Below are 3,437 nucleotides of genomic sequence, written 5' to 3' on the forward strand. Positions count from 1 at the left end.
TAGTGCGCTACAAGCACTATAATAGGTTCCATGTTGAGGGTTTCTCAGCATGCCGGCACCGGGTTACGGGGTGCACCTCAAATAATGAGGTGTTTTATGGCTAAAGCTACTGTCGATCTGTACCAGTCCGTTACCGATCAAATCATTTCAGCCCTTGAGGCGGGCGCTGCCCCTTGGCAATGTCCGTGGAAGCGCAACAGCGCCACGGCTGGCATTCCCCGAAACCTCAAAACTGGTGACACCTACCAAGGTATTAATGTTGTTCTCTTGTGGGGTCAGACTCAGAAGATGGATTTTTCTTCTAACTACTGGCTGACCTTTAAACAAGCCAAGGAAATGGGGGGTGCGTTCGCAAAGGTGAGAAAGGTACCCACTGCATTAAATACATGACGCTAACGAAGTCGGAAACTAACGAAGATACCGGCGAGGAGGAAGAGCGTACTATTCCGGTCGCTAAATCTTTTGTCGTTTTCAATCTGGACCAGATAGACGGCATCGAAGCGCCGGACGCTCAACCTACCCCCGTTGCCGAAGGATTCGACCCGCTCTTGGTCGGCGAGGCTCTGCTTGCACGGAGTGGCGCCCTCATTCATGAGGGGGTGCGAAGGCTGTTTACTCTCCTAGCTCGGATGTTATTACCTTGCCTGATCGCCACCGCTTTACAAAAGCCAGCGCTTATTATGCGACGGCCGCCCATGAGCTAACCCATTGGACAGGCGCGGAACATCGTCTTAATCGGCGCTTTGGTAGGCGTTTTGGTGATCAGGCTTACGCCTTCGAAGAGCTGGTCGCCGAGCTGGGCGCGGCTTTCCTCTGTGCTGAACTTGGCATCTATGGCGAGGTAGAAAACCACGCGTCTTATCTCGCGGGATGGTTGGATGTGCTGCGTAAGGATAAACGCGCAATCTTCCACGCAGCCGCTAAGGCTGGCGAAGCCCACCGTTATCTTATGTCTCTTTATATGCAGGAATCTTTAAAGGCAGTTGCTTAGTCCCTTGAGAGGGCGGGCATTAGCCCGCCCTCTTTGTGAACCGGCACCGGGTTGCGGGGTGCACGTCGAGCCCAGGAGCTTCGTTAATGACGACGTATGATAGTGCTAAGGAAGGTGGCACCCCGCGGCTTTGGGTGGCTTATATTTGGGGGCGCTGCCGTGTCTGTGATCAGGTGTCCCCTTCTAGTGGTTTGCTTAATGTTGTTTATGTCCGCGCCGCTAGCCGGCTCTTAGCTAAAGAGCTGGTGGAAAATGATATATCGGCTCTTTCTGCTCATGCTTTTGTTGAGCGGATCTATATAAGGGAGGCGACGCCGAGGGAGGCGCGCTGGGTGCCTGCTAGCTGTATCCTTTCCCTCAAGCGCTAGCTAGTTTGCGAGCACGGTTGCCGATCGTTGAACATTGAGTTTCAACGATCGGCGGCGCTTTTCAGCGCCTTTCTTTGTGCGCTGCGTTTGCAGCGCTGTTTGTTTTTGTAGGGGGCCTGATGTCTTATCCCAATTTGGTTTCCGCTTTTGAAGCGGCTGTTCGACAGGAACGGGGTGATCTTGTTGAGGTTTTGGCTGTCCTTTCTGACTTGTCCGGTATCACCGTTGATCATGGCGTGTTTAGCCGTTGGCGGAATGGTAAGCGGCCCGTGCCTGCGTGTGTCCAACGGTATATGGCTCATCGTGCGGCCCCTTTGATTCTTCTCTCTGCGGGGCTTGATATCTCTACGCTCACGGCGGATCAGTTGACTTCTATTGCTTTGGCCTTTTCCGTTCCGGAGCCGACTAGATAAGACTGTTGTTGCTCTATTGCCATTATCGGGCTAAAATTATTGGTTGTAGATGCTGGCACCGAGTTGCGGGGTGCGCCTTTCCAGAAGGCCATGATATGGATAACGATAGCGTTTCCGTTGCTCACGATAATAATTTTTCTGATCTTTTTTCTCCGGCTCTAGCGTGCCGCTATTTTCCACTTGCTTTGGACGGCGCGCGTTTTGCCGAGATATGGGCTTTCGCTGCGAAAGTTATTGATGGGGTGGGAATTTTGCGTAATCCACGTACACGGACGGTGCGCGCTCTTCTGGGTTCTGAGACCAAACTACGGTTATCAGCTGCTGACCGGGAATTTCTAAGAGACCTTGCGCGGGTCGATTTAATTGACTCTTCGACAGCGGACGACACCCACTATAAGCATCTTAAAACGCGCTCCAATCGTGCGTTAGAGCGCTTGGAGCGGGCGGGGGTGCTGAGATCCTTTTATGTCCGCAGCGCGGACGAACAAGTCCGTGTTTACACGTTTGCGAATGAACGTATTGCTCGGGCTTGGGGGGGCGGTTACCCGTTACCGGAGCCAAGCGTACCGAGTTTCACGAGCTTCTTACCAGCCGTCTTTACTTTCATCTTGAACGTCCGGCCGACTTTCGCGTTGCGTCGCGTTTTACGCCAGATGATATTGCTACCTGCCGGGGGCTCGCACCTGATGCGTTATATACAGCTCCAGACGGCGCGGCTGTTCTGGTTGAGGCTGACTCTGGTCAATACACGCGTGCGCAGATTGCGCACAAACAAGGGCGGTGGCAGGGGTTGCGTCAGGTTTGGGGGCAGCCGGCGCGCGCGTCGGCAAAAGTGCCCGTATCAAACGATGTCACTGTTCACCGCCTATAGGGGGATTTATGCCTGTTAAGAGTGCTGTTGTTAATTCAAAAGGTGGCGTTGGCAAGTCCACCTCTGCCACTAACTTAGCCGCCGTGGCCGCCACTATGGGGCGTCGGACCTTGTTAATTGATCTTGACCCCCAAGGCACCTCGTCTTGGTTGAGTGGCGCGGAATATAGCGATCCGGTCCGTACGGCGGCTGCCATGTTTCAGGATGACCCGCTTTTACCTTCTCAGCTTGCGGTGCCGGGGGCCTTTGGCTTTGATGTCGTCCCGGCTGGGCCGCACTTGGCCGAATCTGAACATTGGTTAGCTACTACCACTTTATCTGACTATCGCCTCTCAATGGTTCTTAAAAAGATCAATCCGCGCTGGCTGCTTATGACTTGATCTTGTTTGATACCGCTGGGGCGCGTAATCGCGTGCTGACTAACGTCATTCTTGCGGTCCGTGATCTTGTCGTTCCCGTCGAGCCGTCCAGTGTCGTTACCAACGACCTGTTGCAGTTCTTAGACATGATCGAGACTCTTTCTGATCTTGCCGTGCAGACCGGCGGCGAAGCCTTGGCGGTACGCGGTTTCTACTTCAATCGGGTCGAGCGTAATACACGTGCACACCGCGACAATATGGAGGATGTGCGCGAGGGGCTTGCAGAGACAGCCTATCGTGTTTCTGCCCCTTGCATCCCAAAGACCACCTTGATTGAAAAGCAGCGAGTGCGCGCGCGCCGGTTGTTACTGAGTTTCCGGCTGAACCTGTATCCCAAAGCTATCGTGAAGTCTTTGCCGATCTATTTGAGGAATT

6 protein-coding genes and 1 pseudogene are annotated in these 3,437 nt (G+C 53.7%); 6 read left to right on the forward strand and 1 reads right to left on the reverse strand.

The genetic code is table 11. The annotated features are described in order from the left end of the window. Window positions 1-96 precede the first annotated feature (96 nt). The 3 genes and pseudogenes from CAI21_RS22545 (at window position 97) to CAI21_RS23030 (ending at window position 1,359) form a co-directional block, all read left to right on the forward strand. Window positions 97-704: pseudogene (locus tag CAI21_RS22545) on the forward strand (ArdC-like ssDNA-binding domain-containing protein). Beyond that, window positions 641-991: a zincin-like metallopeptidase domain-containing protein gene (locus CAI21_RS25400; RefSeq protein ID WP_258868273.1), complete on the forward strand. Its 351-nt coding sequence runs from the start codon at window positions 641-643 to the stop codon at window positions 989-991. Before CAI21_RS22545 ends, CAI21_RS25400 begins: the two are co-directional and overlap by 64 nt. 86 nt (window positions 992-1,077) lie before the next feature. Next, window positions 1,078-1,359 carry a hypothetical protein gene (locus tag CAI21_RS23030; RefSeq protein WP_147305232.1) on the forward strand — a complete coding sequence of 94 codons (282 nt, stop codon included), beginning with the start codon at window positions 1,078-1,080 and terminating at the stop codon, window positions 1,357-1,359. 41 nt (window positions 1,360-1,400) lie between these two features. On the opposite strand, the gene CAI21_RS22550 is transcribed toward CAI21_RS23030, so the two are convergent. Next, window positions 1,401-1,661: a hypothetical protein gene (locus CAI21_RS22550; protein ID WP_116304365.1), complete on the reverse strand. Its 261-nt coding sequence runs from the start codon at window positions 1,659-1,661 to the stop codon at window positions 1,401-1,403. Between the two features lie 206 nt (window positions 1,662-1,867). On the opposite strand from CAI21_RS22550, the gene CAI21_RS22555 reads away from it, so the two are divergent. The 3 genes from CAI21_RS22555 to CAI21_RS22565 form a co-directional block, all read left to right on the forward strand. Further along, window positions 1,868-2,662, forward strand: a complete 795-nt coding sequence (locus CAI21_RS22555; protein ID WP_116304366.1) for a hypothetical protein — start codon at window positions 1,868-1,870, stop codon at window positions 2,660-2,662. Beyond that, a complete protein-coding gene (locus tag CAI21_RS22560) occupies window positions 2,652-3,023 on the forward strand; it encodes a ParA family protein (RefSeq protein ID WP_116304367.1) in 372 nt (123 codons plus the stop codon). Before CAI21_RS22555 ends, CAI21_RS22560 begins: the two co-directional genes overlap by 11 nt. Before the next feature lie 2 nt (window positions 3,024-3,025). Beyond that, on the forward strand, window positions 3,026-3,437 hold a 412-nt coding region (locus tag CAI21_RS22565; RefSeq protein ID WP_147305233.1), incomplete at its 3' end, for a hypothetical protein.

Origin of the sequence: Alkalilimnicola ehrlichii, from assembly GCF_003399765.1 — a bacterium.
Taxonomy (GTDB): Bacteria; Pseudomonadota; Gammaproteobacteria; order Nitrococcales; family AK92; genus AK92.